The 25915-nt window shown below is 64.0% G+C and carries 28 protein-coding genes; 12 read left to right on the forward strand and 16 right to left on the reverse strand.

The window, feature by feature from the left end; all coding sequences use genetic code 11:
• Positions 1-115: 115 nt before the first annotated feature.
• Positions 116-814, reverse strand: a complete 699-nt coding sequence (locus NKI15_RS28300) for a helix-turn-helix transcriptional regulator (protein WP_352514975.1) — start codon at positions 812-814, stop codon at positions 116-118.
• 127 nt (positions 815-941) lie between these two features.
• Between NKI15_RS28300 and NKI15_RS28305 the strand changes: the two genes are divergently transcribed.
• The 6 genes from NKI15_RS28305 (at position 942) to olsB (ending at position 8036) form a co-directional block, all read left to right on the forward strand.
• Positions 942-2024 carry an RsmD family RNA methyltransferase gene (locus NKI15_RS28305; RefSeq protein WP_352514974.1) on the forward strand — a complete coding sequence of 361 codons (1083 nt, stop codon included), beginning with the start codon at positions 942-944 and terminating at the stop codon, positions 2022-2024.
• 34 nt (positions 2025-2058) lie between these two features.
• Positions 2059-2916, forward strand: a complete 858-nt coding sequence (locus tag NKI15_RS28310; protein WP_023683061.1) for a TrmH family RNA methyltransferase — start codon at positions 2059-2061, stop codon at positions 2914-2916.
• A complete protein-coding gene (lspA, locus tag NKI15_RS28315) occupies positions 2913-3401 on the forward strand; it encodes a signal peptidase II (RefSeq protein ID WP_352514973.1) in 489 nt (162 codons plus the stop codon). Before NKI15_RS28310 ends, lspA begins: the two co-directional genes overlap by 4 nt.
• 105 nt (positions 3402-3506) lie before the next feature.
• Positions 3507-4496: an acrylyl-CoA reductase (NADPH) gene (gene acuI, locus NKI15_RS28320; protein WP_352514972.1), complete on the forward strand. Its 990-nt coding sequence runs from the start codon at positions 3507-3509 to the stop codon at positions 4494-4496.
• A 101-nt stretch (positions 4497-4597) separates the two neighbouring features.
• Positions 4598-6886, forward strand: coding sequence for a response regulator (locus NKI15_RS28325; protein WP_352514971.1), 2289 nt, complete (start codon positions 4598-4600; stop codon positions 6884-6886).
• Between the two features lie 274 nt (positions 6887-7160).
• On the forward strand, positions 7161-8036 hold the full coding sequence (gene olsB, locus NKI15_RS28330) for a l-ornithine N(alpha)-acyltransferase (protein ID WP_023683057.1): 876 nt from the start codon (positions 7161-7163) through the stop codon (positions 8034-8036).
• A 107-nt stretch (positions 8037-8143) separates the two neighbouring features.
• On the opposite strand, the gene NKI15_RS28335 is transcribed toward olsB, so the two are convergent.
• Positions 8144-8776 carry a trimeric intracellular cation channel family protein gene (locus NKI15_RS28335; protein ID WP_023683056.1) on the reverse strand — a complete coding sequence of 211 codons (633 nt, stop codon included), beginning with the start codon at positions 8774-8776 and terminating at the stop codon, positions 8144-8146.
• 110 nt (positions 8777-8886) lie between these two features.
• A complete protein-coding gene (gene grpE / locus NKI15_RS28340) occupies positions 8887-9516 on the reverse strand; it encodes a nucleotide exchange factor GrpE (protein WP_023737533.1) in 630 nt (209 codons plus the stop codon).
• Between the two features lie 258 nt (positions 9517-9774).
• Here grpE and NKI15_RS28345 point away from each other — a divergent pair, with 258 nt between their 5' ends.
• Together NKI15_RS28345 and NKI15_RS28350 are read left to right on the forward strand one after the other, a co-directional pair.
• The gene (locus NKI15_RS28345) at positions 9775-9975 is read left to right on the forward strand and encodes a hypothetical protein (RefSeq protein WP_023669766.1); all 201 of its coding nucleotides are present in this window, start codon (positions 9775-9777) and stop codon (positions 9973-9975) included.
• Positions 9976-10059: 84 nt separating this feature from the next.
• Positions 10060-11082 carry a fatty acid desaturase gene (locus tag NKI15_RS28350; RefSeq protein WP_023691976.1) on the forward strand — a complete coding sequence of 341 codons (1023 nt, stop codon included), beginning with the start codon at positions 10060-10062 and terminating at the stop codon, positions 11080-11082.
• 320 nt (positions 11083-11402) lie between these two features.
• On the opposite strand, the gene NKI15_RS28355 is transcribed toward NKI15_RS28350, so the two are convergent.
• The 5 genes from NKI15_RS28355 to cysG form a co-directional block, all read right to left on the reverse strand.
• On the reverse strand, positions 11403-11936 hold the full coding sequence (locus NKI15_RS28355) for a DUF934 domain-containing protein (RefSeq protein ID WP_023691978.1): 534 nt from the start codon (positions 11934-11936) through the stop codon (positions 11403-11405).
• Between the two features lie 116 nt (positions 11937-12052).
• Positions 12053-12817 carry a phosphoadenylyl-sulfate reductase gene (locus tag NKI15_RS28360; protein ID WP_023691979.1) on the reverse strand — a complete coding sequence of 255 codons (765 nt, stop codon included), beginning with the start codon at positions 12815-12817 and terminating at the stop codon, positions 12053-12055.
• On the reverse strand, positions 12792-14462 hold the full coding sequence (locus NKI15_RS28365) for a nitrite/sulfite reductase (RefSeq protein ID WP_023683051.1): 1671 nt from the start codon (positions 14460-14462) through the stop codon (positions 12792-12794). Before NKI15_RS28365 ends, NKI15_RS28360 begins: the two co-directional genes overlap by 26 nt.
• Before the next feature lie 35 nt (positions 14463-14497).
• Complete coding sequence (locus NKI15_RS28370; protein WP_023737532.1) at positions 14498-14791, reverse strand: DUF2849 domain-containing protein; 294 nt, start codon at positions 14789-14791, stop codon at positions 14498-14500.
• Positions 14788-16239 (reverse strand): siroheme synthase CysG, encoded by a 1452-nt coding sequence (gene cysG, locus NKI15_RS28375; RefSeq protein WP_023704213.1) that lies wholly within the window; start codon positions 16237-16239, stop codon positions 14788-14790. Before cysG ends, NKI15_RS28370 begins: the two co-directional genes overlap by 4 nt.
• On the opposite strand from cysG, the gene NKI15_RS28380 reads away from it, so the two are divergent.
• The 3 genes from NKI15_RS28380 to NKI15_RS28390 all read left to right on the forward strand — a co-directional run bounded on the left by NKI15_RS28380 (position 16238) and on the right by NKI15_RS28390 (position 19086).
• Positions 16238-16492: a hypothetical protein gene (locus NKI15_RS28380; RefSeq protein ID WP_155921517.1), complete on the forward strand. Its 255-nt coding sequence runs from the start codon at positions 16238-16240 to the stop codon at positions 16490-16492. The genes cysG and NKI15_RS28380 overlap by 2 nt on opposite strands.
• Positions 16493-16658: 166 nt before the next feature.
• Entirely contained in the window at positions 16659-17111 is a 453-nt protein-coding gene (locus tag NKI15_RS28385; protein WP_023700117.1) for a baeRF12 domain-containing protein, read from the forward strand.
• A 184-nt stretch (positions 17112-17295) separates the two neighbouring features.
• The gene (locus NKI15_RS28390) at positions 17296-19086 is read left to right on the forward strand and encodes a cation:proton antiporter domain-containing protein (RefSeq protein ID WP_023733592.1); all 1791 of its coding nucleotides are present in this window, start codon (positions 17296-17298) and stop codon (positions 19084-19086) included.
• Between the two features lie 20 nt (positions 19087-19106).
• Here the strand turns inward: NKI15_RS28390 and NKI15_RS28395 are convergent, their stop codons facing one another.
• Positions 19107-19916: an AraC family transcriptional regulator gene (locus NKI15_RS28395; protein ID WP_352514970.1), complete on the reverse strand. Its 810-nt coding sequence runs from the start codon at positions 19914-19916 to the stop codon at positions 19107-19109.
• 111 nt (positions 19917-20027) lie between these two features.
• Between NKI15_RS28395 and NKI15_RS28400 the strand changes: the two genes are divergently transcribed.
• Positions 20028-20948, forward strand: a complete 921-nt coding sequence (locus NKI15_RS28400) for a zinc-binding dehydrogenase (RefSeq protein WP_352514969.1) — start codon at positions 20028-20030, stop codon at positions 20946-20948.
• Between the two features lie 15 nt (positions 20949-20963).
• Here the strand turns inward: NKI15_RS28400 and NKI15_RS28405 are convergent, their stop codons facing one another.
• From NKI15_RS28405 to NKI15_RS28435, 7 genes are all read right to left on the reverse strand, one after another.
• Positions 20964-21716, reverse strand: a complete 753-nt coding sequence (locus tag NKI15_RS28405) for an SDR family NAD(P)-dependent oxidoreductase (RefSeq protein ID WP_023669777.1) — start codon at positions 21714-21716, stop codon at positions 20964-20966.
• A 130-nt stretch (positions 21717-21846) separates the two neighbouring features.
• Positions 21847-24123 (reverse strand): transglycosylase domain-containing protein, encoded by a 2277-nt coding sequence (locus NKI15_RS28410; RefSeq protein WP_352887657.1) that lies wholly within the window; start codon positions 24121-24123, stop codon positions 21847-21849.
• Positions 24124-24307: 184 nt separating this feature from the next.
• Positions 24308-24718, reverse strand: a complete 411-nt coding sequence (locus tag NKI15_RS28415) for a type II toxin-antitoxin system HicB family antitoxin (RefSeq protein WP_023750085.1) — start codon at positions 24716-24718, stop codon at positions 24308-24310.
• A 36-nt stretch (positions 24719-24754) separates the two neighbouring features.
• Complete coding sequence (locus NKI15_RS28420) at positions 24755-24937, reverse strand: hypothetical protein (RefSeq protein ID WP_023733598.1); 183 nt, start codon at positions 24935-24937, stop codon at positions 24755-24757.
• A gap of 142 nt (positions 24938-25079) precedes the next feature.
• Positions 25080-25226, reverse strand: a complete 147-nt coding sequence (locus NKI15_RS28425; protein WP_023750084.1) for a hypothetical protein — start codon at positions 25224-25226, stop codon at positions 25080-25082.
• Between the two features lie 78 nt (positions 25227-25304).
• Positions 25305-25559 (reverse strand): GlsB/YeaQ/YmgE family stress response membrane protein, encoded by a 255-nt coding sequence (locus NKI15_RS28430; protein WP_023750083.1) that lies wholly within the window; start codon positions 25557-25559, stop codon positions 25305-25307.
• Positions 25560-25667: 108 nt separating this feature from the next.
• A complete protein-coding gene (locus NKI15_RS28435) occupies positions 25668-25874 on the reverse strand; it encodes a hypothetical protein (RefSeq protein WP_023683046.1) in 207 nt (68 codons plus the stop codon).
• Positions 25875-25915: the final 41 nt, after the last annotated feature.

Raw genomic sequence — 25915 nt, forward strand, 5'->3', positions numbered from 1 at the left:
GCGTTCCTTCGCGGGAATCAGGTGACGTGAACAATCACCAGCCTGCCATGACCGCCCCCTCTCAGCGAATTTGCAGAACTCTCAGCACACTACCGCGAGGGCGTAGAAAGGAGCATTAAGCGCCGGGCTGGCGCTTCGGTGCGTCCAGCGTCGCGCGCCATTCCTTCAGCAGCGCCTGCCGACGACGTGGATAGCGGATATCCGTGGTGTTGAGCCCCGACATCCGGTCGGCGCGAAAATGTCTGAAATCCTGCCGCGTCTCGCACCAGGCCACCACCACCCGCACCTTGTCGAAAAAGCCGAGCGCGAATGGCCAGATCAAGCGCTCGGAGGCGGCGCCGCCGGCATCGCGGTAAAGAAAGCCGAGTTTTCTCTCGTTGCGGATCGCCTGGCGCACCAGGCCAAGGTCGATGCTTTCGACAGCATCGCCGTGCGGCCCGACCAAAAGCGCGGTCGCATCGAGGTCCTCGCGCAGATCATCCGGCAGCACAGCGGCGATCTTGGCCAGCGCGTCGGTGGCGGCGGCCGACAGCCGCTTGTCCGGTTGTCTGGCAACCCAACGCGATCCCAGAACGATGGCCTCGATCTCCTCGTCGGTGAACATCAGTGGCGGCAGCATGAAGCCGGGTTTCAGCACATAGCCCAGCCCAGCCTCGCCCTCGATCGGCGCGCCTTGCCCCTGCAGCGTGGCAATGTCGCGGTAGAGCGTTCGGATCGAAACGTCCATCTCGCCGGCAAGCGTGTGACCGCTCACCGGCCGGCGATGCCGGCGCAGGATCTGGATCAGGTCGAGCAGGCGTTCGGAACGGGACATGATTCGAGATTTGCCTGTTTCCTCAGCGAGGTCCACCACCTCAGACATTCGCACGCTGGACCATTTTGTTTGCGCAGCCGGTGACCCTATGCCAAAAGCGGCCTGCCGCCTCCGGAGACGCTCCTGCTTGAAGTCTTTTCGCGACAAACGCCGCGACAACCGTCCGCCCGCAAAAGGCAGGACCGAACATGCGCGGCCGCAGCCGGAGACCGTACCAATCCGACCCGAAGTCAGACAGCAACGCCACGAAACAAAACCGGACGACCGGTCTGATCCGAAGCCCGCCCCCCGTATCCTGGCGCGTCGCGAAGGCATCCTGCCCACTGAGCGCCTGCCGGTGATCCTCGAAGTGGCGCCCAATCAGGATTATGCACTGCTCGACAGCGGTGCCGGCGAGAAGCTCGAACAATACGGCCCCTACCGCATCGTGCGGCCCGAGGGACAGGCGATCTGGCAAAAGGCCTTGCCCGCCAGGGACTGGGACCGAGCCGACGCCATCTTCACCGGCGACACCGACGAGGAAGGCATCGGCCGCTGGCGGTTCCCGAAGGTACCGCTGGGCGAGACCTGGCCGATGAAGCATGACGGCATCGACTATCTCGGCCGCTTCACCTCGTTTCGCCATGTCGGCGTCTTCCCCGAGCAGGCTTCGCACTGGGACCATATGGCCAGCCTGATCGCGGCGGCCAACCGCCCGGTCAAGGTGCTGAACCTGTTCGGCTATACCGGGCTCGCGTCTCTCGTAGCCGCCCGCGCCGGTGCCGAGGTCACCCATGTCGATGCCTCCAAGAAGGCGGTCGGCTGGGCGCGCGAAAACCAGGAAATGGCCGGTCTCGGCAGCAAGCCGATCCGCTGGATCGTCGACGATGCTGTGAAATTCGCCGAGCGCGAAGAGCGCCGCGGCAGCCGCTACGACATCATCCTGTTCGACCCGCCCGCCTATGGCCGCGGCCCCAAGGGCGAGGTCTGGCAGTTGTTCGAGGACCTGCCCGGCCTGACCGATCTTTGCCGCGCGATCCTGACGCCGAAACCGCTCACCGTGGTGCTGACCGCCTATTCCATCCGCGCCTCCTTCTTCGCCATCCATGCCTTGATGCGCGACACCTTTGCCGGCATGGGCGGCACCGTTGAATCAGGCGAACTGATCATCCGCGAGCAATCCGCCGGCCGGGCGCTGTCGACATCGCTGTTTTCGCGCTGGGTGGCCTGAATGCCCGGGAGACCTGAATGCCCGGGAGTCCCGAATGAATGAGCGGCACGCAGGTGCGCCCGGGCAGGTCAAGGAAGTCACCAGCCTTGCCAATCCGCTGATCAAGGACATCAAGGCGCTCGCCCAGAAGAAATTCCGCGACCAGCAGAACGCCTTCATGGCCGAAGGGCTGAAGCTGGTCATCGACGCCCTCGACCTCGGCTGGTCGATCAGGACGCTGGTTTTCGCCAAGGCCGGACGCGGCAATGCGGCGGTCGAAAAGGTGGCGGCGCGCACGGTTGCCGCCGGCGGCACCGTGCTCGAAGTGTCCGAAAAAGTGCTGGTCGCCATCACCCGCCGTGACAATCCGCAAATGGTGGTCGGCGTCTTCCGGCAAAAACTGCTGCCGCTAAGAGACATCCGCGCTCACGACGGCGACGTGTGGGTGGCGCTCGACCGGGTGCGCGATCCCGGCAATCTCGGCACCGTCATCCGCACCGTCGATGCCGTCGGCGCCAAGGGCGTCATCCTGGTCGGCGAGACTACCGATCCTTTTTCGGTCGAGACCGTGCGCGCCACCATGGGCTCGATCTTCGCCGTGCCGGTGACCAAGGCGACGCCGGAAGCATTTCTGGCTTGGCGAAACAGCTTCTCGGGCCTGGTGGTCGGCACCCATCTGAAGGGTGCGGTCGACTACCGCTCGGTCGATTTCTCCCGAGGACCGGTGCTCTTGATGATGGGCAATGAGCAGCAGGGCCTGCCCGACAATCTGGCGGAAAGCTGCGACCGGCTGCTGCGGATTCCGCAGGCCGGCCGCGCCGATTCACTCAATTTGGCGGTCGCCACCGGAATCATGCTGTTCGAGATCCGGCGCGGCGCGCTGAAACTTGCCCCCGAGGACGCCACATCGTGAAATCATGGTCTCCCTATGCGCTGCTGGTGATGGTGGCAATCGCGCTCGACCAGTGGATAAAGCATCTGATCGAGACCGGCCTCGTCTTCCAGGAAAAGCTCGACCTGGTGCCATTCCTGGCGCTGTTTCGCACCTACAATACCGGCATCGCCTTCTCGATGTTCTCGTCCTTCGGCCACACCGGCCTGGTCGTCATCGCGGTCGTCGTCGTCGCCTTCGTGCTTTATCTGGCAACGCGTACGCCATCCGGCCATGTGCTGGCCCGCATCGGCTTTGCCCTGATCATCGGTGGCGCGATCGGCAATCTGATCGACCGCGCCGTCTACGGCCACGTCATCGACTATATATTGTTCCACACGCCGGTATGGTCCTTCGCCGTCTTCAACCTCGCCGATGCCTTCATTTCGGTCGGCGCGGCGCTGGTCGTCTTCGACGAATTCATCGGCTGGCGGCGCGAGGCCAAGCCGCAAGGCCCAGAAGCCTGACGGCCCGACTCTTTTGACCAATTGACCTCGCCGGACGGTCGCCGCACAGTTCGGCCAGAGCCAGCCAATGCCGACCGCCAGCCTTTGCGAAGCCGAGGAGAAGAGATGCCTGAAACCTTCAAAGCCATCCTCGTTTCGCGCGACGCCGAAAAGAAGCAGTCGGTCGAGATCGTCGATTTCGGCGAAGCCGATCTGATGGAAGGCGACGTAACCGTCGCGGTCGAGGCGACGACGGTCAACTACAAGGACGGGCTGGCCATCACTGGGAAAGCGCCAGTGATCCGCCGCTGGCCGCTGGTGCCGGGCATCGATTTCGCCGGAACCGTCCTCTCCTCATCGCATGCCGACTGGCGCAAGGGCGACAAGGTCATCCTCAATGGCTGGGGCGTCGGCGAGACGCATTTCGGCGCCTATGCCGGGCGCGCCCGCGTCAACGGCGGCTGGCTGGTGCCGTTGCCCGACGGCATCAGCGCGCACGATGCGATGGCGGTCGGCACCGCCGGCTATACGGCCATGCTCAGCGTCATGGCGCTGGAGCGGCACGGCATCCTGCCGGATCGCGGCCCGGTGGTGGTGACGGGTGCAGCCGGCGGCGTTGGGTCGGTCGCGGTCTCGATCCTGTCCAGCCTTGGCTATCACGTCATCGCCTCGACCGGCCGCAACGCCGAAAGCTCCTATCTGATCGACCTCGGTGCCGCCGAAGTGATTTCGCGCGAGGAACTCTCCCAGCCGGCCAAGCCGCTGGCCAAGGAGCGCTGGGCCGGCGGCATCGATGCCGTCGGCAGCCACACGCTGGCCAATGTGCTGTCGATGACCGCCTATGGCGGCGCGGTCGCCGCCTGCGGCCTGGCCGGTGGCATGGATCTGCCGTCGAGCGTCGCCCCGTTCATCCTGCGCGGCGTCTCGCTGCTCGGCATCGATTCGGTGATGGCCCCAAAGGCTGTGCGGCTGGAAGCCTGGCGCCGAATCGGCAGCGATCTTGATCTCAAGAAGCTCGCCGGCCTGTCGACGACCATCGGCTTCGACGGCATCATCACCGCCGCCCACGACATCGTCGACGGCAAGATCAGGGGCCGCGTGGTTGTCGATATGTGAGGCCCCGAAGCCACCAGAACGGGCGGCAAAAATGCATGACCGCTAAAATTCGAACGATCCGCCGCGCTTTTCCATAATCTCTATCTGGCAAGGATTTCCGCATGATCGCGGAGTCCGCCAGGAAAGAGAAGAGCCGTGCCGAAAGCGTCGACGGGCCGAGTCCGGCGACGGCGAAGCGGCAGCGTGTTGCGCCGCCGCCTCTGGCGCCGGATTTGCCGCGCCCCACGTCCGAGGGCCTGCCGTTCCTGACGGTGGTCGCCAGTGTCGTGCTGGCGGGCCTCTCCCACCTCACCGGTGCGCCGATCTTCATCACCCTCGGCCTGCTGGCGACAGGCCTTGCCGGCGTCGCCATGCACCTGCGCAGCCGGCGCACCGTCCGCCGCGCGGCGGCCTTGCTCGACGAAACCGCGGCCCGTAGCCGCGCCGAAATCGAGACGCTGGCCGACCGCATGTGGGAGATGCAGGAGAGCGAGGAGCGTTTTCGCGGGCTGATCGATGCGCTCGGCGATCTCGTCGTCCACCGCGACCGCGATGGCCACATCGTCTACGCCAACAAGGTTTTCGCCAGCCTCGTCGGAACCGACCAACGCGACCTTGCCGGCAGGACCCTCGCCGAGCACGGCATTGATGTCGGCATCGTCCCCGACGCCGCCTTTTCCGATCATGAATGCCTGAGTTCCACCGACGTCTCCATACGCACCCCGAACGGTCCGCGCTGGTTCTCATGGATCGAACTGTCGGTACGCGACAAGGATAGCGGCGCCGTCTCGCACCGGGCGATTGCCCGCGACATCACCGCGCGCAAACGCGCCGAATCCTCGCTGATCACCGCGCGCGAGCGCGCCGAATATGCCAGCCAGGCCAAGTCGCGCTTCCTCGCCACCGTCAGCCATGAGATCCGCACGCCGATGAACGGCATCATGGGCATGGCCAAGCTTCTGGCTGACACCAATCTGTCGCCCGAGCAGCGCACCTATGTCGGCGCTGTCTCGACCTCCGCCAGCGCCCTTTTGGCGCTCATCGAGGATTTGCTCGACTATTCCAAGATAGAGGCCGGCCGTTTCGACCCGGAGCCGCAGCCGACATCGCTGCGCGAAATCGCCGACAACATCGTCGAACTGATGGCGGCGAAAGCCTTCGCCAAGAACATCGGCCTCGGCTGTCATGTCGAGCCCGACGTGCCACAGATGATCATGGCCGATCCGGGAAGAGTCAGGCAGGTGCTGCTCAACCTGATCGGCAATGCGATCAAGTTCACTGACACCGGCGGCGTGCTGGTTTCGGTTGCACGGGCCCGCACCGAGACCAGCGACCGCATCTGCTTCACCGTCGCCGACACCGGCCCTGGCCTGCGCGAAGAGGATATGGAGCGCATCTTCGAGGAGTTCGAACAGTCCGACGGCACCTCGACCCGCACCCATGGCGGCGCCGGCCTCGGTCTGGCCATATCGAGGCGCCTGGTCGCCGCCATGGGCGGTGCCATTTCGGTGTCGAGCCGGCTTGGCGAGGGATCGGAATTCGTCTTCGAGATCCCGGCCGCAGGAGCAACCGAAGCACCGCAGAACCGGCAGAACATCCTGGCCGGCCGGCGCGCCGTGATCGTGTCGAAGAACGCCGTCGAGGCCGACGCCATCGCCCGCACCATCCGCGCCCATGGCGGCGCCGTCGACGTCGCCGCAACCGCTTCCCAGGCGACGCCCTTCGCCGAACATTGCGATGTGCTGTTGATCGACGCGGCCCTGGAGGACGGCGACGGCAGACTGCTCAAGCGCCTGCGCCAGAGTGGCTTTGCCGATTGCGAGGCGATCACGCTGATCGCGCCGACCGACCGCGGCATGCTTGGCGAATTCCGCACCAGCGGCTACGCCACCTTCCTGGCGAGGCCGGTGCGCGGCGAAACCCTGCTGCGCGTGCTGCTGACCAGTCATGCCCCTGCCTTGCCGCCGCCCAAGCCGGAAAAGACCGGCGCGTCCTCGCTTCGTGCCCATGGCGGGCGCCAGCAAGGTTTGTCGGTGCTGATCGCCGAAGACAACGACATCAACGCCATGCTTGCCCGCGCCACGCTTTTGAAGGCGGGACATCGCGTGAAAGTGGTCGGCAATGGCAAGGCCGCGGTCGAGGCGGTGACCGAAGCCGGGCTGAAAAATCGCTTCGATGTGGTGCTGATGGATTTGCACATGCCGGTGATGGACGGGCTGGACGCGATCGCCGCCATCCGCCGCCACGAAGAGGAAATGGCTGTGCCGCCGGTGCCAATCATGGTGCTTTCGGCCGACAGCCAGGAAAAGACCCGCCACGCCGTGCTCGCCCATGGCGCCAGCGGCTTTGTCACCAAGCCGCTCGATCCCGACGCGCTGGTCCATGCCGTCGAGGGCCAGGTGGCCGCCTGAATTCATGTCGCTCAAAAGTGGCCCCGGTTTTGAGAAGACGACACGCAAAACAAAGACTTGAAGCGCGTCGCGTGAATCGTCCCAGCGCGACGCGCTTCAAGGCGACGCTGGAGAAATCCTCGCGTCACGTAGGTAGCCGAATGAGGGTTTTCGCCAGCCGACGAAGTATTGCCCGTCGCGCCGTATCACGGTACTGTCACAATCCTGTTGCACCTACACCGTATCCCCGTGCCAAGAGGGATGGCTCGAAGGAGAATCACTCGTGCATACAGTTATGCCGGAATGTGACACTCGGCCCAGCGCAGGCGGCGCTTTGCTCGCCGCGCGGAACGCCGATGCCGTCGCAACAGGCGCACCGCTGGGCCGTATCGGCAATCTCGAAGTGCGGCTTGCCCGCAATGAGGCCGAGATCGCCGCCGCGCAGGAAGTGCGCTACCGGGTGTTTTATGACGAGCTTGGCGCCAGGAAGGACCTGTTCCAGGCGCAGGACCGGCGCGACGCCGACCGCTTCGACCCGCTGTGCGACCATCTCCTCGTGCTGGACACTTCGATCTCCGGCCCCGAGCATCGCCGCATCGTCGGCACTTACCGCCTGCTGCGGCAAGAGATTGCGGCGACCGCCGGCGGCTTCTATTCCGAAGGCGAGTTCGAACTGACCAAGCTGATCGCCCGCCATCCCGGCCAGCGCTTCCTTGAGCTCGGCCGCTCCTGCGTGCTGCCGGAATACCGCTCGAAGCGCACCATCGAGGCGCTGTGGCAAGGCATCTGGGCCTACATCAACCACTATGAGATCGGCGTGATGACCGGTTGTGCCTCGTTCCCTGGCACGGTGCCGGCTGCGCATGCCGAGGCGCTCACCTACCTTGCCCATCACTGCCGGACCAACTCCGCCTGGGATGTGCGGGCGGTCTCCGGCCGCTATTGCTCGATGGATCTGATGCCGATCGAGGCAGTCAACGCCAAGGCGGCGATCGCGGCCATGCCGCCGCTGGTCAAGGGCTATCTGCGCGTCGGCGCCCGCATCGGCGACGGCTGCGTCATCGACCGTGAGTTCTCCACCGTCGATGTGTTCGTGGTGATGCCGGTCAAGGAAATCGGCGCCCGCTACGTCAACTATTATGGCGGGGAAGCGCAGCGCTTTGCGGCGTGAGGCAGTAGGCAGTAGGCAGTAGGCAGTAGTGAAGGCTGCCGCGAATTGCTGACTACCGACTATTCCCTATTCCCTATTCCCTATTCCCTATTCCCTATTCCCTCTCCCTACGGAATATCCTCCGGTCGCCGTCCCGGGCGGCTCTTGTAGGACGGAAAGGTCCAGCCGAATTTCAGCGCGCCGCCGCGCACCAGGAAAGCCGCGACGAAGCCGGCAATATCCGAGGCGAGCGGCGGCAGGCCGGCAAGATCGCCAAGTGTGTAGAGGCCGGCGCCCGCGAGTGCGGCGGTGACGTAGATTTCGGGCCTGAGCAGCACCGATGGCTCGCCGGCCAGCAGATCGCGCAGGATGCCGCCAAATGTGGCGGTCAACACGCCCATAACAACGGAGACGACCGGCGAGCCGGTGATGGCCAGCCCCTTGGCCGCGCCCATTACGGAAAAGGCCGCCAATCCGATGGCGTCGAGCCAGAGCAGCCATTTCCAGCGGGATTCGACGCGGTGGGCGATGAAGAAGACCAGCACCGCAACCGCCGCGCAAACCAGCACATAGCCGGAGTTGGCGACCCAAAAGACGGGCAGGTTGAGGATGACGTCGCGAAGCGTGCCGCCGCCAATGCCGGTGACGCTGGCCAGAAACAGGAAGCCGATAATGTCGAGCTGCTTGCGCGAAGCCGCCAACGCCCCGGTCGCGGCAAAGACGGCGACGCCGGCATAGTCGAGGAGGTCGATGGGTGTCAGGGACATGAGGTAGTAGGGATTGGGAATTAGGGAAAGTATGAATAACACGAAGCCGCGCGATTGATACGCCTGCCTATTCCCTATTCCCTATTCCCTACTGCCTACCCTACTCACGCATCCTTCTCGGCCTGCTCGTTCACCGGCCCCGGCTCGACCGGCGCTTCGGTGGCCGCGATCTTGGGGCCGCCCTTGGCGACCCCGACCATGGCCGGCCGCAGCACGCGCTCGCCGATCGAATAGCCCGGCTGCACGACCTGGACGACGGTGTTGGCCGGCACATCGGGATTGGGCACTTCGAACATCGCCTGGTGGAAATTCGGGTCGAACTTCTCACCTTCCGGTTCGAGCTTCTTCACCCCATGCCGTTCCAGCGTCGACAGCATGGCGCGCTCGGTGATCTCGACGCCGTCGATCAGCGCCTTGAAGCCGGCATCTCCGGCCGCTTTCGCCTCGGCGGGGATAGCATCGAGCGCGCGGCGCAGATTGTCCGACACCGACAGCATGTCGCGGGCGAAATTGGCCACCGCATAGGCGCGCGCATCATGCACGTCGCGGGCGGTGCGGCGGCGCAGATTCTCCATCTCGGCTGCGACGCGCAGCGCGCGGTCCTTCAGCTCCTCGTTTTCCTTCAGCAACCGCACCAGCGCTTCATAGTCGCCGTCGATGCCGCCTTGCGTGCGCTCGGCCCCGGCCGTTTCGATATCCTCGGGCGCGCGTTCGTCTTTTGTCTGGTCGCTCATCGCCATTTCCCGTCATTCGAATGGTTTGGATTTGCGCCCGATATCGAGGTTTGGCGGCCAAAAATCAAGGGGCAAGCCCAGGAGGACGCCCACAGCAGGCAATGTTGCGGGCTGCCCGTCGGACTTGGTGCGGGGCGCAAGGACGTTCAAAATTAATTCAAACTTTACCGTAACGGCAGCCTTTGCTTGCCAATACCCCGCTATGGGGAACCATTCAAAGCTTGGAGGAGTTTTGAAACCGACACAGGATTTGAGACAATGGACCGCAATACTGGCAACAGAAGCGAAGAGCTCGCCGCCGACATCAGGCGCCAGTTCGGCACCGAGGCGACGACGCGCTTCTTGCGCACCTTGCCGGCCTTCCGCACCGAGGCCGACATTCCCGCCCGTTTCCGGGACCTGCTCGACCGGCTGGACGGCATAGAAGCCAGCATGGCCGGCGGCCAACGCCGTCAATAGCGATGCTATCGCGCGACAATTACGCGCAGTAATTTTGCGTGAGCTTTTCCTTGCGGCAGCGGGACGCCCCGCCTATGCTTCCTGATGAACATGATTTCCCCCGAGACGGCCGCCAACAGCAAGCGCGCCTGGTTGAAGATCCTGGCGCGCTACAAGAAGCCCGACCGGCGACGCAGCACTCTTGAACTCGCCATCACCCTTATTCCTTTCGTTACGCTGTGGGCGCTGTCTTCGGCAGCCTATTCCTATGGCCACTGGTGGGGCTTGATCCTGATCCTTCCCGCCGCCGGTTTTCTGGTGCGGATCTTCATGATCCAGCACGATTGCGGCCACGGCTCCTTCTTCGCCAACCGCACTGCCGACGACTGGATCGGCCGCGCGCTCGGCGTGCTGACGCTGACCCCTTACGATTGCTGGCGGCGCGCGCACGCCACCCATCACGCCAGCGCCGGCAATCTTGACGAGCGCGGCATGGGCGATATCAGGACGTTGACGGTTGCTGAATACCGGCAGCTGTCTTGGCGGGGACGCCTTGCCTATCGTCTCTACCGCCATCCCCTGGTGATGTTCGGCCTTGGCCCGATCTGGCTGTTCATCTTCGAGCAGAGGCTGCCGGTCGGCATGATGCGCGGCGGCCTGACGCCCTGGGTGTCGTCGATGACCACCAATCTCGGCATCGCGGTCGCGGCAGCGCTGCTTATCTGGCTGGTCGGCCCCGGCGCTTTCCTGATCGTCCATTTGCCGATCGTGATCCTGGCCGGATCGGCCGGAATCTGGCTGTTCTACGTCCAGCACCAGTTCGAGGAGACGGAATGGGCGAAGGACGAAGAGTGGGAATTCCAGCGTGCCGCCCTGCACGGCTCGTCCTATTATGATTTGCCGCCGGTGCTGAACTGGTTCACCGGCAATATCGGCGTCCATCACGTGCACCATCTCTCGGCCAAGGTGCCGGGCTACCGGCTGCAGGAAGTGCTGCGCGACTATCCCGAACTGCGCGGCATCGGCCGCGTCACGCTTCTCGACAGCCTGCGCTGCGTCAAGCTGGCGTTGTGGGACGAGAACCGCCGCAAGCTGATCTCGTTTCGCGAAGCGCGGGCCTTGGCCTAAAAGCAATTCCAGCAAAGTGTGAGGCGGTTTTCCGGGCTTTCGCTTGGGAATGCCGTAAGAGAAAGAAAAAAACCGCCGCACCGAAGGCGCGGCGGCATCTTCCAAAAACCGGCTCAGGCAGCCTTGCGCTCCTCGCGCATCCAGACCTTGCAGCCCTGATCATGTCAGGCGCCTTTTCGGCGATCATGATGGACGGTGCATTGGTGTTGCCGCCGATGAGCGCCGATTCCTCCCTCGCGCCCGGCGGATATTTTCCGTCCGGACAGCCAGGAGAAGGCCCGATCACAGTCTTTGTAAAGACAGGCGAAATTACCGCTGCGTCAGATGTTGCGAACGCGCCGCCAGGAGTATTTCGGCCCCTTCGGCTCCGACGCTTCGGTCGGCTGATAGTAAAGGCCCAGCCCGCCTGTGCGGCCTTCTTCGAGGCGCTTCAGCAGAACCGGGTTGGAGATTTCGAACTCGTCGAAGCCGAGGCGCAGCATATGCGGCAGCTGGTCGACGAGCACCTGGCCAGTGGCGCGGACCGCGCCCTCGAAATGGTAGCGGCTGCGCAGCAATTCGCCCTTGGAAAACGAGCGGCCGTCGCTGAAGGCCGGGAAGGCCAGCGCCACCAGCGACAGCTGGTCGAGCAGATCCACAATCTTTTCCAGCTGGTCGCCGGGCTGCAGCGCGACGCCAAGCCGCTCCTTGGCCGAGCGCCGCACTTCGGCATCGAGGCCGAGAAATGCCTGCAACGGCAGGATGAAGCGGCCATTGCCCGCCAGTGCATCCGCACTTTCGGCATGTGTCCACTCGTCCTCGCGAAAACCCGTCCGGGTCCAGAGGCGGGTCTCCGCTGTCGTCGGTTCAGTCATCGAAAATTCCTAAAAGCCCCAAAATCGAAGTCCGCGAAAGCCGGTCCACACGAAACCGGCGGCCTCCGGGCGGAAGCCGCCGTTGCAGGCCAACCTCACCTGAATATCACCATAGCTTAAAGGGATGCGTCGGTCAGCGACACTTCCAGTCCCGACAGATGGATGCCGCACTCGGTCTTGGCATGACCGGCCCAGCGTCCGCTGCGCGCATCTTCGCCCGGCTGCACCGGCTGCGTGCATGGGAAGCAGCCGATCGACAGATAGCCGTACGCAACCAGCGGATTTTCGCGCAGCGCATGCGCGCGCATGTAGTCGGCCTGATCGGATGTCGTCCAGTGCGCCAGCGGATTGATGCGTACGCGCGGGCCGACCGCCTCGAACACCGGCAGCGCGGCTCGCGTCGCCGCCTGGAAGCGCTTGCGGCCGGTCAGCCAGGCCCGGAAGGGGGCGACGCCGCGCGCCAGCGGCTCGACCTTGCGCACGTCGCAGCAGGCATCGGTGTTGCTCTGGTGCAGATTGCCGGTCGGATCGACCCGTTCGAGCGCTGCGTCTTCGGGCTTGATCACCCTGATGTTGGTCAGCCCGAAATCGGCGACCAGCGCATCGCGGTAGCCCAGCGTCTCTTCGAAATGCTTGCCGGTGTCCAGGAAGATGACCGGCAGCGTGCGGTCGACCTTGGCGATCATATGCAGCAGGACGGCGGAATCCGCGCCGAAGGACGACACGGCGGCGATCTCGTCATGAAACAATTCGCTCGCCGCGCGTTCGATGATGTCGAGCGGGCTCAGATGTCCATACAGCGCGTCGAAGCCCGCCGCTTTGGCGGCGATGCTGTCGTCGACGTCGAGGATGCGGTCAAGCGGCCTTGGTTTCGCCAGCATAGAGCGCCTCCTTGAACGGCGCGGGACCGACACGGCGGTAGGCGTCGATAAAACGTTCACTGGGACCGAGCCGAAGGCCGAGATAGGTGTCGACGATCTGCTCGATGGCGTCGGTGATCTCTTCCGAAGAGAAGCCGCGGCCGATGATTTCGCCAACCGAGGTGTTCTCGTCGGCCGATCCGCCAAGCGTCACCTGGTAGAGCTCGGAGCCCTTCTTCTCGACGCCGAGGATACCGATATGGCCGACATGGTGGTGGCCGCAGGCATTGATGCAGCCGGAAATCTTCAGCTTCAATTCGCCGATCTCGCGCTGCCGCTCCAGCGAGGCGAAGCGAAGCGAAATCTCCTGCGCGATCGGGATCGAGCGCGCCGTCGCCAGCGCGCAATAGTCGAGGCCAGGGCACGCGATAATATCGCTAATCAGGTTGGAATTGGCCGTCGCCAGACCAATATCGACCAGCGCATCATAGACAGCCTTGAGATCGGCGCGCGCCACATGCGGCAGGATCAGGTTCTGCTCATGGCTGACGCGCAGTTCGTCGAACGCGTATTTCTCGGCGATGTCGGCGACCGCTTCCATCTGGCTGTCGGTGGCATCGCCCGGCACCTCGCCGATGCCTTTCAGCGAGATCGTCACCGCGGCATAGTCAGGATGGCGATGCGTCACGACATTCTGGTCGAGCCAATCCGAGAAGCTTTTGGAATCGAGCCGCGCCAGCTTGATCGCCGCGTCGCCTTCCGGCCGGGCGGTCAGTGCCGGCGGCGCGAAATAGGCGTCGATGGCACGGATGTCGGCTTCCGGCAGCTTCAGCTCGGCGTCCTTCAGCTCCTGCCATTCGGCCTCGACCTGGCGGGTGATTTCCTCGACGCCTGTCTCGTGGACGAGGATCTTGATGCGCGCCTTGTACTTGTTGTCGCGGCGGCCATAGAGGTTGTACACGCGCAGGATCGCCGTGCAGTAGGAAAGCAGGTCGGCTTCCGGCAGGAAGTCGCGGATCTTGCGCGCCACCATCGGCGTGCGGCCCTGGCCGCCACCGACATAGACGGCAAAGCCGAGCTCGCCGGCGGCGTTCTTCTTCAGATGCAGACCGATATCATGCGTCTGGATGGCGGCGCGGTCGCGCTCGGCCCCGGTCACCGCGATCTTGAACTTGCGCGGCAGGAACGAGAATTCCGGATGCACAGACGACCATTGCCGCAGGATCTCGGCATAGGGGCGCGGATCGGCGACCTCGTCGGCGGCGGCGCCGGCGAAATGGTCGGCGGTGACGTTGCGGATGCAATTGCCGCTGGTCTGGATGGCATGCATCTCGACGCTGGCGAGATCGGCCAGGATCGCCGGAATGTCGGACAGCGCCGGCCAGTTGAACTGGATGTTCTGGCGCGTGGTGAAGTGGCCGTAGCCCTTGTCGTATTTGCGCGCGATGTGGCCGAGCATGCGCAGTTGCGCGCTGTTCAGCGTGCCATAGGGCACCGCGATGCGCAGCATGTAGGCGTGCAGCTGCAGGTAGACGCCGTTCATCAGCCGCAGCGGCCGGAACTGATCCTCGGTGATCTCGCCGGACAGGCGGCGTTCGACCTGGTCGCTGAACTCGGCGACGCGGGCCTGGACAAAATCGTGGTCGAACTCATCGTAGCGGTACATGTTTCGTCTTTCAGGGCGCGTCCGCCCGTATTTTGTTAAGCTGCCCGCGCAGCCTGCTTGCCCAGATCTTCCCGGATGGTCGGGCCGGCGGCGCGGATCTTTTCGCGCAGCCGCACCGGCACGACGACGCCATTGACGACTTCAGCGTCGATCAGATTCACGTCGACAACCTGATTGTTGGCGTTGGCCTTGGCGCCGATTGCTTCCAGCCTGTCCTCTGCCGCTTGGTCATGGGCAAGGTCGGCATGGTCGACCGTCTCGGCCCAGCCGCCATCGGCATACCAGACGGCGATGCCGTCGGAGAGGCGGTTTGCGGTCAGTATCTTCATGGCTCGACCTCTGCGTCGGCCGCGTTGGCGGCGCCCTCATAGTTATGTGCCGCGAGCGGCTCGGAACGTTCAAAGTTGGCGCCGGCAACCGCGTCGCCGATGATGGTCATCACCGGACCGGCCAGATCGGCGCGCTCTTCCAGCGACGGCAAATCGGCCAGTGTGCCGTGGAAACGGCGGCGGTTCTGCAAGCTGGCATTCTCGACCACGGCAACCGCCGTGTCCGGCGACAGGCCGGCCTCGATCAGCCGTCCGGCGACTTCGGCGGCGACCGAGCGGCCCATATAGACGGCTACGGTGGCGCCGGAAATGGCGAGCTTGGCCCAATCCGGCAGCGAATTGCCCTTCAGATCATGGCCGGTGGTGAACACCATCGACGAGGAGACGCCGCGCAGCGTCAGCGGCAGCTCGAAATCGGCGGCGGCGGCAAAGGCGGCGGTGACCCCGGGAACGACATCATAGGCGATGCCGGCATCGCGCAGTGCGGCCATCTCCTCGCCGGCGCGGCCGAACACCAGCGGGTCGCCCGACTTCAGCCGCACGACGCGCTTGCCCTGCCTGCCGAGATCGACCAGCAGCGCATTGATCTCGGCCTGGCTCTTGGTGTGGCATCCCTTGCGTTTTCCGACCGGCAGCCGCTCGGCGTCGCGGCGGCCCATGGCGACGATCGCCTCCGGCACCAGCGCGTCATAGACGATGACGTCGGCTTCCATCAAAAGCCGATGCGCGCGCAGCGTCAGAAGATCCTCAGCACCTGGCCCGGCGCCAACCAACGCGATATGGCCCGAAGCCGGAGCCTTCGACAGCAACAGATCGGCGGCGGCGTCATGCGCCTGCGAAAGCTCGCCGGCTTCGACGGCGCGCGCCGGTGCACCCTGGAAAAAACTGCTCCAGAACTGGCGGCGGGCGTTGCCTTTCGGCAGCAGCTTTTCGGCGGCACCCCGGAACGAGGCGGCAAGCGCTGCCAGCGGCCCGAGCGACGGCGACAGCATGCGGTCGATGCGGCTGCGCAGCATCTGCGCCAGCACCGGACCCGCGCCTTCCGTGCCGATGGCGATGGCGACCGGGGCGCGGTTGACCAGCGCCGGGGTGAAGAAATCGCATAGCTCCGGCCGGTCGACGGCATTGACCGGAATGCCAAGGCGGCGCGCATCGTGGGCGACGCGGCGGTCGAGCGTCTCGTCGCCGCTGGCGGCAAACACCAGGACCGCGCCTTCGAGATGCGCGGCGTCGTAGGGGGCGTCGATACGGATGGCGCCGGTCGTGGCGATGAAGCTCAGCAATTCGGCGTCGGCAACATCGGCAATGATGCGAAGCACAGCACTCGACTGATCAAGTAGCCGCGCCTTGGCCAACGCTTCGCCTCCGCCGCCGACGATGGCCACGGCTTCGCCTTCGACCCGCATGAAGACCGGGAACGCGGTGAGCTTGGGATTGGTGTGCGGCATGACGAACAGATTCCAGAACAATTCGGCAGTTTTAGGCGCGGACGCGAAAAAGCTGAAGGAACCCACTCGCGCATCCCCTGACGGGAGGCAATCGGTTTTCCGCAAGCCAAAGGGCCAAGAGAAAAATATTCCACATCCGCATATCAGGCGGATTCAAGCTGCTGCCGCAGACTTCGTTCTGCGGCTCTTTTATCCGGGAGCCGGCCAAGCTGCAAAATTATTTTTTCTAAATTCTACCAATCTAGTAGATTAAAAGCCGTCACCTCGGACATTGCTCCGATAGACGATAGATCGGGCTTGGTATGGCTGCGTGCGATCTCGGCGAACGAAGTGGAACGTTCCCGCTTCGCCACGCGTTCTGCCCCTGCCGTAACAGACAATCGTCGGCTGGATTTGAACCTTCAAACAGGAGCCCGCAAATGAGCAAGATCAACCTGAAACATGGCCTTCTGGTCATGGTGGCCGATGGCGAGAAAGCGCTGTTCCTGAAGAACGAGGGCGACAATCTCTATCCGAACCTGCAGCTCTTCCAGGAGATGAAACAGGACAATCCGGCAACGCGCGAACAAGGCAGCGACAGTCCCGGCCGCTACAATGACGGCCCCTCCGTGCATCGCAGCGCGGTTGAGGAAACCGACTGGCACCGGCAGGGCAAGGAACGCTTTGCCGAAGAGATCGCGGACCGGCTCTACAAGCTCGCCCATCACGGCATCTTCGACGACATCGTGCTGGTCGCGCCGCCGCTGGTGCTCGGCACCATGCGCAAGAAATTGCACAAGGAAGTCACCGACAAGGTGCAGGCGGAGATCCCAAAGACACTGACCAACCGCCCGCTGATCGACATCGAGGCCATGCTGCAGCAGGCAGCCTGACGCTATCTCATAGATCATTCGCGCGCGCAGCGTTTTCGCTGCGCGCGCCTTTCGTTTTTCGGCGCCTCTGGCCACCAATTTACGTCTCGCGGGTTGCGTCGCCCGCACCCCCTCCACCATATTGCAAAGGCGGCGGCTGCGGGCGGCGCACACCCGACATTTCCCGAAAGGCGCTCCATAGACAATGCCGCATGACACGCCCCTTATCGCCACCATCGTCGCCGGTCTGGGGCTGGCATTCATCTTCGGGGCGCTCGCCAACCGTTTTCGCATCCCGCCGCTGGTCGGCTATCTCGTCGCCGGCGTGCTGGTCGGACCGAACACGCCGGGTTTCGTCGCCGATGCCGGCCTTGCCAATGAGTTGGCCGAAATCGGCGTCATCCTGCTCATGTTCGGCGTCGGCCTGCATTTCTCGCTGAAGGACCTTCTCTCCGTCCGCGCCATCGCCGTACCCGGCGCCATCGTCCAGATCGGCTTTGCCACCGCGCTGGGCGCCGGCCTTGCCTGGATGCTCGGCTGGTCGATGGGCGCCGGCCTGGTCTTCGGCCTGGCGCTTTCCGTCGCGTCCACAGTGGTGCTGTTGCGCGCGTTGCAGGAGCGACGGCTGATCGAGACCGAGCGCGGCCGCATCGCCGTCGGCTGGCTGATCGTCGAGGACCTCGCCATGGTGCTGGCGCTGGTGCTTTTGCCGGCGTTGGCCGGCGTGCTCGGCGGCCAGCCGCAGGTCGATGACCATGCGAGCCTTTTGTCGCTGCCGGCCAGCTACGGCATCTGGGGCGTCGTCGGCCTCACGCTCGCCAAGGTCGCCGCCTTCGTCATCGTCATGCTGGTGGTCGGCCGCCGGGTCATTCCGTGGATCCTGCATTACGTCGCCCATACCGGCTCGCGCGAACTGTTCCGGCTGGCGGTGCTGGCGATCGCGCTCGGCGTCGCATTCGGCGCCGCCAAACTGTTCGGCGTCTCGCTGGCGCTCGGTGCCTTCTTCGCCGGCATGATCATGAGCGAATCCGAGCTCAGCCACCGCGCGGCGGAGGAATCACTGCCGCTGCGCGACGCCTTCTCGGTGCTGTTCTTCGTCTCGGTCGGCATGCTGTTCGATCCGTTCAGCCTGATGAGCAATGGCTGGCCGATCCTGGCGACGCTGGCCATCATCGTCATCGGCAAGTCGCTGGCCGCCTTCGTTATCGTCATCGCCTTCCGCTATCCGCTGGGAACCGCCTTGATGATCTCGGCCAGCCTCGCGCAGATCGGCGAATTCTCCTTCATCCTGGCCGAGCTCGGCGTCGGGCTGAAGCTGTTGCCCGAACAGGGACGCGACCTGATCCTGGCAGGCGCCATCCTGTCGATCCTGGTCAATCCGCTGATGTTCCTCGCCCTCGACTGGATGAAGCCATGGCTGGACGCGCGCGCCGCCAAGGCAGCACCACCGGAAGAGGCCAAGCCGGTCGGCCCGGCGACGCAGCCCGGACAAGTGGCCTCGGTGGCCGCCGCGGCAAAAGAGAATGGCCCACCGCCACGCACAACGCTTTCGGGCCACACCATCCTGATCGGCTACGGCCGCGTCGGCAGCCTGGTCGGCGCGGCGCTGAAACAGGCATCGCTGCCCTTCCTGGTCATCGAGGACGCCGACAAGACGCTGGCGAGGCTCAGAGACGACGGCGTCGAAATCGTCTCCGGCAATGCGGCCAATGGGGGCGTGTTTGCCGCCGCCAATCCGCAGGGGGCCAAACGCTTGATCCTTGCCATCCCCAACGCGTTCGAGGCCGGGCAGATCGTGCTCAGGGCACGCGCCGCGAATCCCGGCATCAACGTCATAGCGAGGGCCCATTCCGATGCCGAGGTCGAGCATCTCAAAGGCCTCGGCGCCGACACCGTCATCATGGGCGAACGCGAGATCGCCCGCGGCATCGTGCAAGAAGTGCTGGAGCAAAAGCCGATGCCGCGCCCCGAAGCCATTGAGCCCTCCCCGGCCTGAGCTTGCCACAGGCGCATCGATCATCCAACGAAGGCGGAGCCGCCATTGTGCGCGACGCTGGCGAGATACTTTGCCGGCGGCTTGCCAAGCGCCTTCTTGAACATGGTGATGAAGGCGGTGACGGAGCCATAGCCAAGATCGCCTGAAACCTGCTGCACGCTGGCACCCGAGGCCAGCTCCCTTATGGCGACGATCAGATGCAATTGCTGGCGCCAGCGGCCGAAGCTCAGTCCGGTCTGCTTCACCACAAGACGGGCGAGACTGCTTTCTGAGAGCGCGACGCGACTGGCCCACTCTGCAAGCGTGCTGCGGTCGGCAGGGTCTTGCGCCAACGCATCGGCGATCCGCCGCAAGCGCGGCTCGGCGGAGATCGGCAGATGCAGCTGCTGGACCGGCATGCGCGGCAGTTCGGAGAGCAGGATCGTGGTCAGCAGCACGTCCCTCGCCTCATCCTCCTCCACGCGATCGGCCAGCTCGATGATCAGTTCGCGCAACAATGGCGAGATCGACAGCGTGCAGCAGCGGTCCGGCAGATCGGCGGCTCCCGGCTCGATATAGACGAAGAAAATCCGCGCATTGGCGGTGGCGATATTGCTGTGTCCCATGCCACCGGGAATCCACACCCCGCAATGCGGCGGCACCATCCACAGACCGCTTTGGACGCGGCAGGTGACGCCACCGCCGAGCGCGAAGACGAGCTGGCCCTTCCGATGCCAATGGGCAGCCACTTCCGCTTTGGTTTCGGTAACGTCGACGCGCACGGCAATCGCAGGTGCCTGCACATCATCGACATCGAAATTGACCCGGGGGTAGCGGAGCGGCTGTCTCATGATTGATGGCTTTTAGCGACTATTCGGCATGATAGCTAAATTCTTTGATCCGGGAAGTCGATAGGCTCTGGTTCGTGGCTGGCATTTCACAAACCGGCAGGAGGGCTTCCCATGCGCGCGCTCGTCATGTCTCCCGACGACCCCACCAGACTGACGCTCGCCGAGGTCGAGGACCCTCGGCCCCTCCCCAACGAAGCGCTTGTCTGCGTCCACGCAACCTCGTTGAACCGCGGCGAACTGCGCCTGCTCACCATACGCCCAAAAGGCTGGATACCCGGCCAGGACATCGCAGGGATTGTCGAACGGGCGGCAGCCGATGGCTCCGGGCCTGCCGTCGGCGCCCGGGTTGTGGCTTTGGTCGACGAGGCCGGCTGGGCGCAACGGGTCGCCGTTCCGACCGACCGCTTCGCCGTCATCCCGGATGAGGTCAGCTTCGTTTCCGCCGCCACGCTTCCCGTGGCGGGCACGACGGCTCTCAGGGTCTTGCGCCATGGCGGCGACCTCGCGGGACAGCAGGTGTTGATCACCGGCGCCAGCGGCGCGGTCGGCCGTTTCCAGATCCAGATCGCCCGCGAGCAAGGCGCCGCGGTGACTGCAATCGCCGCCGCCCGGCACGCCGAGGATCTCCGCGGTCTTGGTGCTCACGAAGTCGTCGAGTCGATCGAACTGGCCGAAGGGCCATTCTCTCTGATCACCGAGTCGGTCGGCGGCCAAAGCCTCGCCCATGCCATCGAACGCGTCGCCCCCGGCGGCACCATCGTCATGTTCGGTTCGAGCAGCGGCGAACTCACGCCGGTTGGCTTCAGACAGTTCGTTCCGGGCCATGAGGGAGCGAGGCTTCAGACTTTCGCCTACTACACATCCGGTCCAGCCATTGGCGCGGACATCGCCTCGCTGCTCGCTCTGGTCGCGGCTGGCCGGCTGGAAACCCGTGTGTCCATGACCGTGCCGTGGACAGACATCACCCAGGCCCTGGACGCCCTGCGCCAGCGCAGCTTCAGCGGCAAGGCTGTTCTCACCATCGCCGAATGAGCAGTCTTTCAGTGCTCAGACGTGCTGGCCGCCATTGATGTGGATTTCCGAGCCCGTCACATAGGACGCCTGCTGCGAGCACAGGAAGAAGATGATGTCGGCGACTTCCGAGGTGGCGCCAAGGCGCCTGAGTGGGATCGTCTCGACGATCTTGTCGGTGCCCGGCGACAGGATCGCGGTGTCGATCTCGCCCGGCGCAATCGCATTGACGCGGATACCGTGCGGGCCGAAATCATGCGCCATCTCGCGCGTCAGCGAACCGAGCGCCGCCTTCGAGGTCGCATAGGCGGTGCCGGCGAAAGGATGCACGCGCGTGCCGGCGATCGAGGTGACGTTGACGATCGAACCTTTTGCTGCCGCAAGCTCCTTGAAGAGACCACGCGCGAGCATGATCGGCGCGAAGAAATTCACCTGGAACACATCGCGCCAGACATGCATCGGCGTGTCGATCGAATCCATGCGGCTGTTGCCGTCCTTGAGCTTCGGCGAAATGCCGGCATTGTTGACCAGCGCGTGCAATTGCCCGCCATGCGCTTCCAGCCGGTGACGTATCTCCGAGACGGCGATGCCGACATCTTCCTGGTCGGCGAGATCGACCTTGATGTGGTCCTCTGGGCCGGCCGGCCACGGGCAATCCTCGGCAAAAGCCTGGCGCGAACAGGTGATGACCCGCCAGCCCTCACGCGAAAAGCGCTTGACCGTGGCATGGCCGATGCCGCGGCTGGCTCCGGTCAGCACGATGGTTTTTCTGGTGTCGGTCTCAGCCATGTCTGTCACTCCGGCCGGAGATGTAGCCGAATGCCGCGAAGGTGGCGAGAGGCCGAATTGTCACCGCAGCTCTCATATGAGGAACGGATTGCCAACTCGCATTTGGTTCGAAGCTAGAATGACGAGCCGCTCAGCCGCCGCCGAGAATATCCAGGATTGAGGTTTTCCGCTTCTTGGTCGGGCCGCCGACGCTGCCCGGCGGTACCGGGTGCTTGATGGAGGCCGTGGTGCCGCCGTCGCCCGGCATGTCGAAACCGTCGGCATCGACCGTTTCGGCCGGACGGCGGACCGGTGCTTGTGCGGGTACAGCAGCAGGTGCCGGCGCGGCAGCAGGCTCAGAACGGCTGACGGCCACGGCAGGCAACGGCGCCGCCTGATTGTTATCGACTGACGGAATATCGTCGGGCACGATGGTGTCGGGCGGCGTCGACTTCCAGGTGCCGGGCAGCGGCCGGACCGGCACACCTTCATGCGCGGCCACCATGAACTCGTGCCAGGCCTGTGCCGGCAGCGCGCCACCGGTCACCTTCTTCATCGGCGTGCCGTCATCGTTGCCGAACCACACGCCGGTGGTGAGGTTTGCGGTGTAACCGACGAACCAGGCGTCGCGCGAATTCTGGCTGGTTCCGGTCTTGCCAGCAGACGGCCAGGCGAAGGCCGCCTTCTTCGCCGTGCCGATCTCGACCGTGCCGGTCATCATCGAGTTCATCATGCCGACAATGTTCTGCTTGACGACGCGCGGCGCGCTGCCGCCATTGTCGTCATAGAGCACCTTGCCTTCGGTCGTGGTGATGCGGCGGATGAAATGGATGTCGGGCTTGTAGCCACCATTGGCGAACGGCACATAGGCCGATGTCAGCTCCAGCGGCGTCACTTCCGAAGTGCCGAGCGCGATCGAGGTGTTGGCGATCAGATCGGATTGGATGCCCATGCGGTGCGCCGCCTCGACCACCGCGTCGGGGCCGACCTCCATGGTTAGCTGTGCCGCGACGGAATTCAGCGACTTCGCCAAAGCGGTCGCCAACGTCACCTTGCCGAAATACTTGCCGCCGTAATTGTCCGGTGTCCACTTGCCGATCTTGATCGGTGCGTCGTTGCGCACGCTGTCGGGCGTGCGACCAGCTTCCAGCGCGGCCATATAGACGAACGGCTTGAACGCCGAGCCCGGTTGACGGCGTGCTTCGGAGGCGCGGTCGAACTGGCTAGTCGAATAGTCGTAGCCGCCGACCATGGCGCGCACGGCGCCGGAATTGTCGATCGACACCAGCGCGCCTTGGCTGACATTGAGCTTCTTGCCGCTCTCGTCGATCAGCCGGCGGATCGACTCTTCGGCGAGCTTCTGCAGGTTGAGGTCGACGGTGGTGTCGACGACGATGTCGCTGCGCACGTCGCCGATCAAATCGGGCAGCTCTTCCATGATGGTGTCGGCGACGTAGTTTTCGGAACCGGTCCAGTAGGATGGCGCGCGCGTTGCCGGCGCGCTCATCGCCGAGGCCAGTTCCTTGGCGCTGATCTTGCCTTCGTCGCGCATGGCGGCCAGCACCAGCTGCGAACGCTCCTCCGCCGCCTTCGGATCCCGCGCCGGCGACAGTCGCGACGGCGCCTTCAAGAGGCCGGCGAGAAGGGCTGCCTCCGACAGCGTGACATCGCGCGCGCTCTTGCCGAAATAGCGGCGCGAAGCCGCCTCGACGCCGTAGGCGCCGGAGCCGAAATAGACCCGGTTGAGGTACATTTCGAGGATCTGGTCCTTGGTATGCTTGTGCTCCAGCCACAGCGCCAGCAGCACTTCCTGCACCTTGCGCTCCAGCGTGCGGTCGGGCTTCAGGAACAGGTTCTTGGCCAGCTGCTGGGTCAGCGTCGAGCCGCCGTGCGAGAAACGCCGGCCCAGAACATTGGTCACCATGGCGCGCGACAGACCGATCGGGTCGATGCCGAAATGCGAATAGAAGCGCCGGTCCTCGATGGCGATGACGGCTTCGGGAATGTAGGGCGACATTTCGTGCAGGCCGACCGCCTCGCCACCGCTCATGCCCCTGTTGGCCAGCAGCTGGCCGTCGACCGAGATGATCTTGATGTTCGGCGCACGGTCGGGGATCGACCAGGTGGTGGCCGCCGGCATCTTGGCGCCGTAATAGGCGACGATGCCGGCCACCGCGATGCCGCCCCAGATGCAGAGCACGAAGCACCAGTAGAACATCCGGGCCATTACGCCGAAAAGGCCGCGCCGGGCTTTGCCTCGCTTGCCGCGTGACGATGATTTTGCCTTGGAGGTTTTGCGCGCCGAAGATGATTTGCGATTGGCCGGCACGACCCGATCCTCCTCGTTCACCGAAAAACCGGCCGCGGATTTCGCCTTTGGCGATCCCTCGAAGCTGGGTTCGATGCGACTGTCTCTGCGGTTCGCCATGCGTTGCGCTGTCTTCCCGGTGTCAATGGCGCTCGGGTTGGAGGGTAGATGCGGCGGTTTAAGGGCGCGTTAAAGCAGGGTTTATGTACCCTTTTCAGATTCCGTAAGAATTTTCTAAAATCCGCTGCCGCTGGCTAACAGGCGTCGGCAACGCGGTACTTTTGCGGGTGCCCGAGATCACTGTTCAAACAGTTTGACGGATCTTGTCTCGCAACGCGGCGGCGACAAAGGCCGATCGGGTGACCCCCAACCGATTGGCTGTTTCGTCAGCCTCGGCGAGCAAACCGGCATCCAACGAGATATTGGCCCGGGCCGGACGGCCAGCATCTCGGATCAAGGGCACGGACATCAATATAGCGCCAGCGGCGAGCGCTGCTCGAACCTCAGCATCTTCTAAAAGCGCCTCGACTTTGCGAGGAGTGGGGATTTTACGGCCGTCCGCGATTTCTTCAGCCACCCATTCGGCCAACGCGGCCATAGCGTCTTTTATAGCCTCGTCCCGGCTTTCCGACTGCGCGACGCAGCCAGGAGCATCGGGAAATGAGACGCCGACCAAGCCGTCGGCAGCATCCACGAGTGCGACATAGCGAGACATATCTAAGAACTTTCCTTATTCCGATTTTGTAAGCCGTTAGGCCCAACCTGCCGCCTGGGCGATAGACCGAGCTACCAACGGCGTCAGAGTCCTGTGGCGAGGAACCATGATCGTCGGCATTCCGTCCTTTTTGTACTTGTCATGCTTCGTGCCGCCGACGTTCTTCCAGCCCTCCCTCTCGAGCCGGCCCTTGACTTTGGCGGTGTTGGTTTCGTTCATTTCTCGGCTCAAACTATGTGCAAATATTTGCACATAGTGGGTCGGAAATCAATCTTGATGTGCAAATATCTGCACAAGGCAACTCCTAAATCGCCGTAAAATGCTTGGGCGACAAATCAGCGCCGTCTGCAGGCCGACATCATCAATTCTGCTGGATCGAAATGCCCTTGTCGTCGATCTTCAGTTCGACGCCCTTGGGCTTGGTCTGTTCGTGATAGAGATATGCACCGAGCGCGATGACCACGACAACGAGCGCGCCGACAAGGAGATAGAGAGTGTTCTGTTTCACGGCGCGCTCCTTTTGGAGCAATTCCAGGAAAGCGCAGGCTTTCCGCTGAGGAATTGCGTTCAGTAAAAACTTCGAGCGTCACGCTCGCTTCAGAACCTTGACCAGCACCAGCAGGATGACGGCGCCGATCGTTGCGTTGATGATGGCAGCCAGAATGCCACCTCCGATAGCGAAGCCGAGCCTTGGAAATAGCCAGCCAGCGATGAGGGCGCCGATAATGCCGACGAGGATGTTGCCGATCAGGCCGAAGCCGAAGCCCGAGACGATGAGGCCGGCGAGCCAGCCGGCAATGGCGCCGATGATGATGAAGATGAGAAGGCTTTCGATGCCCATGACGCGTTCCTCCAGGAAGAGAGGCGGCTGCGGGGCGGAAGGCCCCGAATCGACCTCGATATCAACGAGTTCAGGCTATGCGAAAGCAGTTGCACCCGCCAGCGGCGCTCATTGATCGTCGTCATCGTCGCTGGAGACTGGCCGCCAGCTGGTCGGGTCGACCTTTTTCTGGGTATCGCTGTCGGTGTAGACCCACCAGGCGCCGTCGCGATATTGCCCGACGGATTCGCTGACGACGCCGGCGCCGTCCTTCCACAGGACAGTGACCTTGGATCCATCCGTCGGGGCGGTCGCTATCGGTTTGCGGTCTGCCACGTCATCCCCCTCATTGAGTCGACAGAACGCCACGACGCGTA

Source organism: Mesorhizobium sp. M0862 (genome assembly GCF_040319795.1).
GTDB lineage: Bacteria > Pseudomonadota > Alphaproteobacteria > Rhizobiales > Rhizobiaceae > Mesorhizobium.

What these genes read in the sequence shown, in the direction of transcription:
- NKI15_RS28345 (WP_023669766.1), top strand. Translation starts at nt 9,775, where the DNA reads ATGGACCGCAATACTGGCAACAGAAGCGAAGAGCTCGCCGCCGACATC.
- NKI15_RS28405 (WP_023669777.1), bottom strand. Translation starts at nt 21,716, where the DNA reads ATGGCTGAGACCGACACCAGAAAAACCATCGTGCTGACCGGAGCCAGC.
- NKI15_RS28430 (WP_023750083.1), bottom strand. Translation starts at nt 25,559, where the DNA reads ATGGGCATCGAAAGCCTTCTCATCTTCATCATCATCGGCGCCATTGCC.
- NKI15_RS28355 (WP_023691978.1), bottom strand. Translation starts at nt 11,936, where the DNA reads ATGACTGAACCGACGACAGCGGAGACCCGCCTCTGGACCCGGACGGGT.
- NKI15_RS28400 (WP_352514969.1), top strand. Translation starts at nt 20,028, where the DNA reads ATGCGCGCGCTCGTCATGTCTCCCGACGACCCCACCAGACTGACGCTC.
- NKI15_RS28380 (WP_155921517.1), top strand. Translation starts at nt 16,238, where the DNA reads ATGACGAACAGATTCCAGAACAATTCGGCAGTTTTAGGCGCGGACGCG.
- NKI15_RS28360 (WP_023691979.1), bottom strand. Translation starts at nt 12,817, where the DNA reads ATGCTGGCGAAACCAAGGCCGCTTGACCGCATCCTCGACGTCGACGAC.
- NKI15_RS28410 (WP_352887657.1), bottom strand. Translation starts at nt 24,123, where the DNA reads ATGGCGAACCGCAGAGACAGTCGCATCGAACCCAGCTTCGAGGGATCG.
- NKI15_RS28350 (WP_023691976.1), top strand. Translation starts at nt 10,060, where the DNA reads ATGAACATGATTTCCCCCGAGACGGCCGCCAACAGCAAGCGCGCCTGG.
- NKI15_RS28415 (WP_023750085.1), bottom strand. Translation starts at nt 24,718, where the DNA reads ATGTCTCGCTATGTCGCACTCGTGGATGCTGCCGACGGCTTGGTCGGC.
- cysG (WP_023704213.1), bottom strand. Translation starts at nt 16,239, where the DNA reads ATGCCGCACACCAATCCCAAGCTCACCGCGTTCCCGGTCTTCATGCGG.
- NKI15_RS28310 (WP_023683061.1), top strand. Translation starts at nt 2,059, where the DNA reads ATGAATGAGCGGCACGCAGGTGCGCCCGGGCAGGTCAAGGAAGTCACC.
- NKI15_RS28395 (WP_352514970.1), bottom strand. Translation starts at nt 19,916, where the DNA reads ATGAGACAGCCGCTCCGCTACCCCCGGGTCAATTTCGATGTCGATGAT.
- NKI15_RS28420 (WP_023733598.1), bottom strand. Translation starts at nt 24,937, where the DNA reads ATGAACGAAACCAACACCGCCAAAGTCAAGGGCCGGCTCGAGAGGGAG.
- NKI15_RS28300 (WP_352514975.1), bottom strand. Translation starts at nt 814, where the DNA reads ATGTCCCGTTCCGAACGCCTGCTCGACCTGATCCAGATCCTGCGCCGG.
- grpE (WP_023737533.1), bottom strand. Translation starts at nt 9,516, where the DNA reads ATGAGCGACCAGACAAAAGACGAACGCGCGCCCGAGGATATCGAAACG.
- NKI15_RS28325 (WP_352514971.1), top strand. Translation starts at nt 4,598, where the DNA reads ATGATCGCGGAGTCCGCCAGGAAAGAGAAGAGCCGTGCCGAAAGCGTC.
- NKI15_RS28385 (WP_023700117.1), top strand. Translation starts at nt 16,659, where the DNA reads ATGAGCAAGATCAACCTGAAACATGGCCTTCTGGTCATGGTGGCCGAT.
- NKI15_RS28365 (WP_023683051.1), bottom strand. Translation starts at nt 14,462, where the DNA reads ATGTACCGCTACGATGAGTTCGACCACGATTTTGTCCAGGCCCGCGTC.
- acuI (WP_352514972.1), top strand. Translation starts at nt 3,507, where the DNA reads ATGCCTGAAACCTTCAAAGCCATCCTCGTTTCGCGCGACGCCGAAAAG.
- NKI15_RS28370 (WP_023737532.1), bottom strand. Translation starts at nt 14,791, where the DNA reads ATGAAGATACTGACCGCAAACCGCCTCTCCGACGGCATCGCCGTCTGG.
- olsB (WP_023683057.1), top strand. Translation starts at nt 7,161, where the DNA reads ATGCCGGAATGTGACACTCGGCCCAGCGCAGGCGGCGCTTTGCTCGCC.
- NKI15_RS28390 (WP_023733592.1), top strand. Translation starts at nt 17,296, where the DNA reads ATGCCGCATGACACGCCCCTTATCGCCACCATCGTCGCCGGTCTGGGG.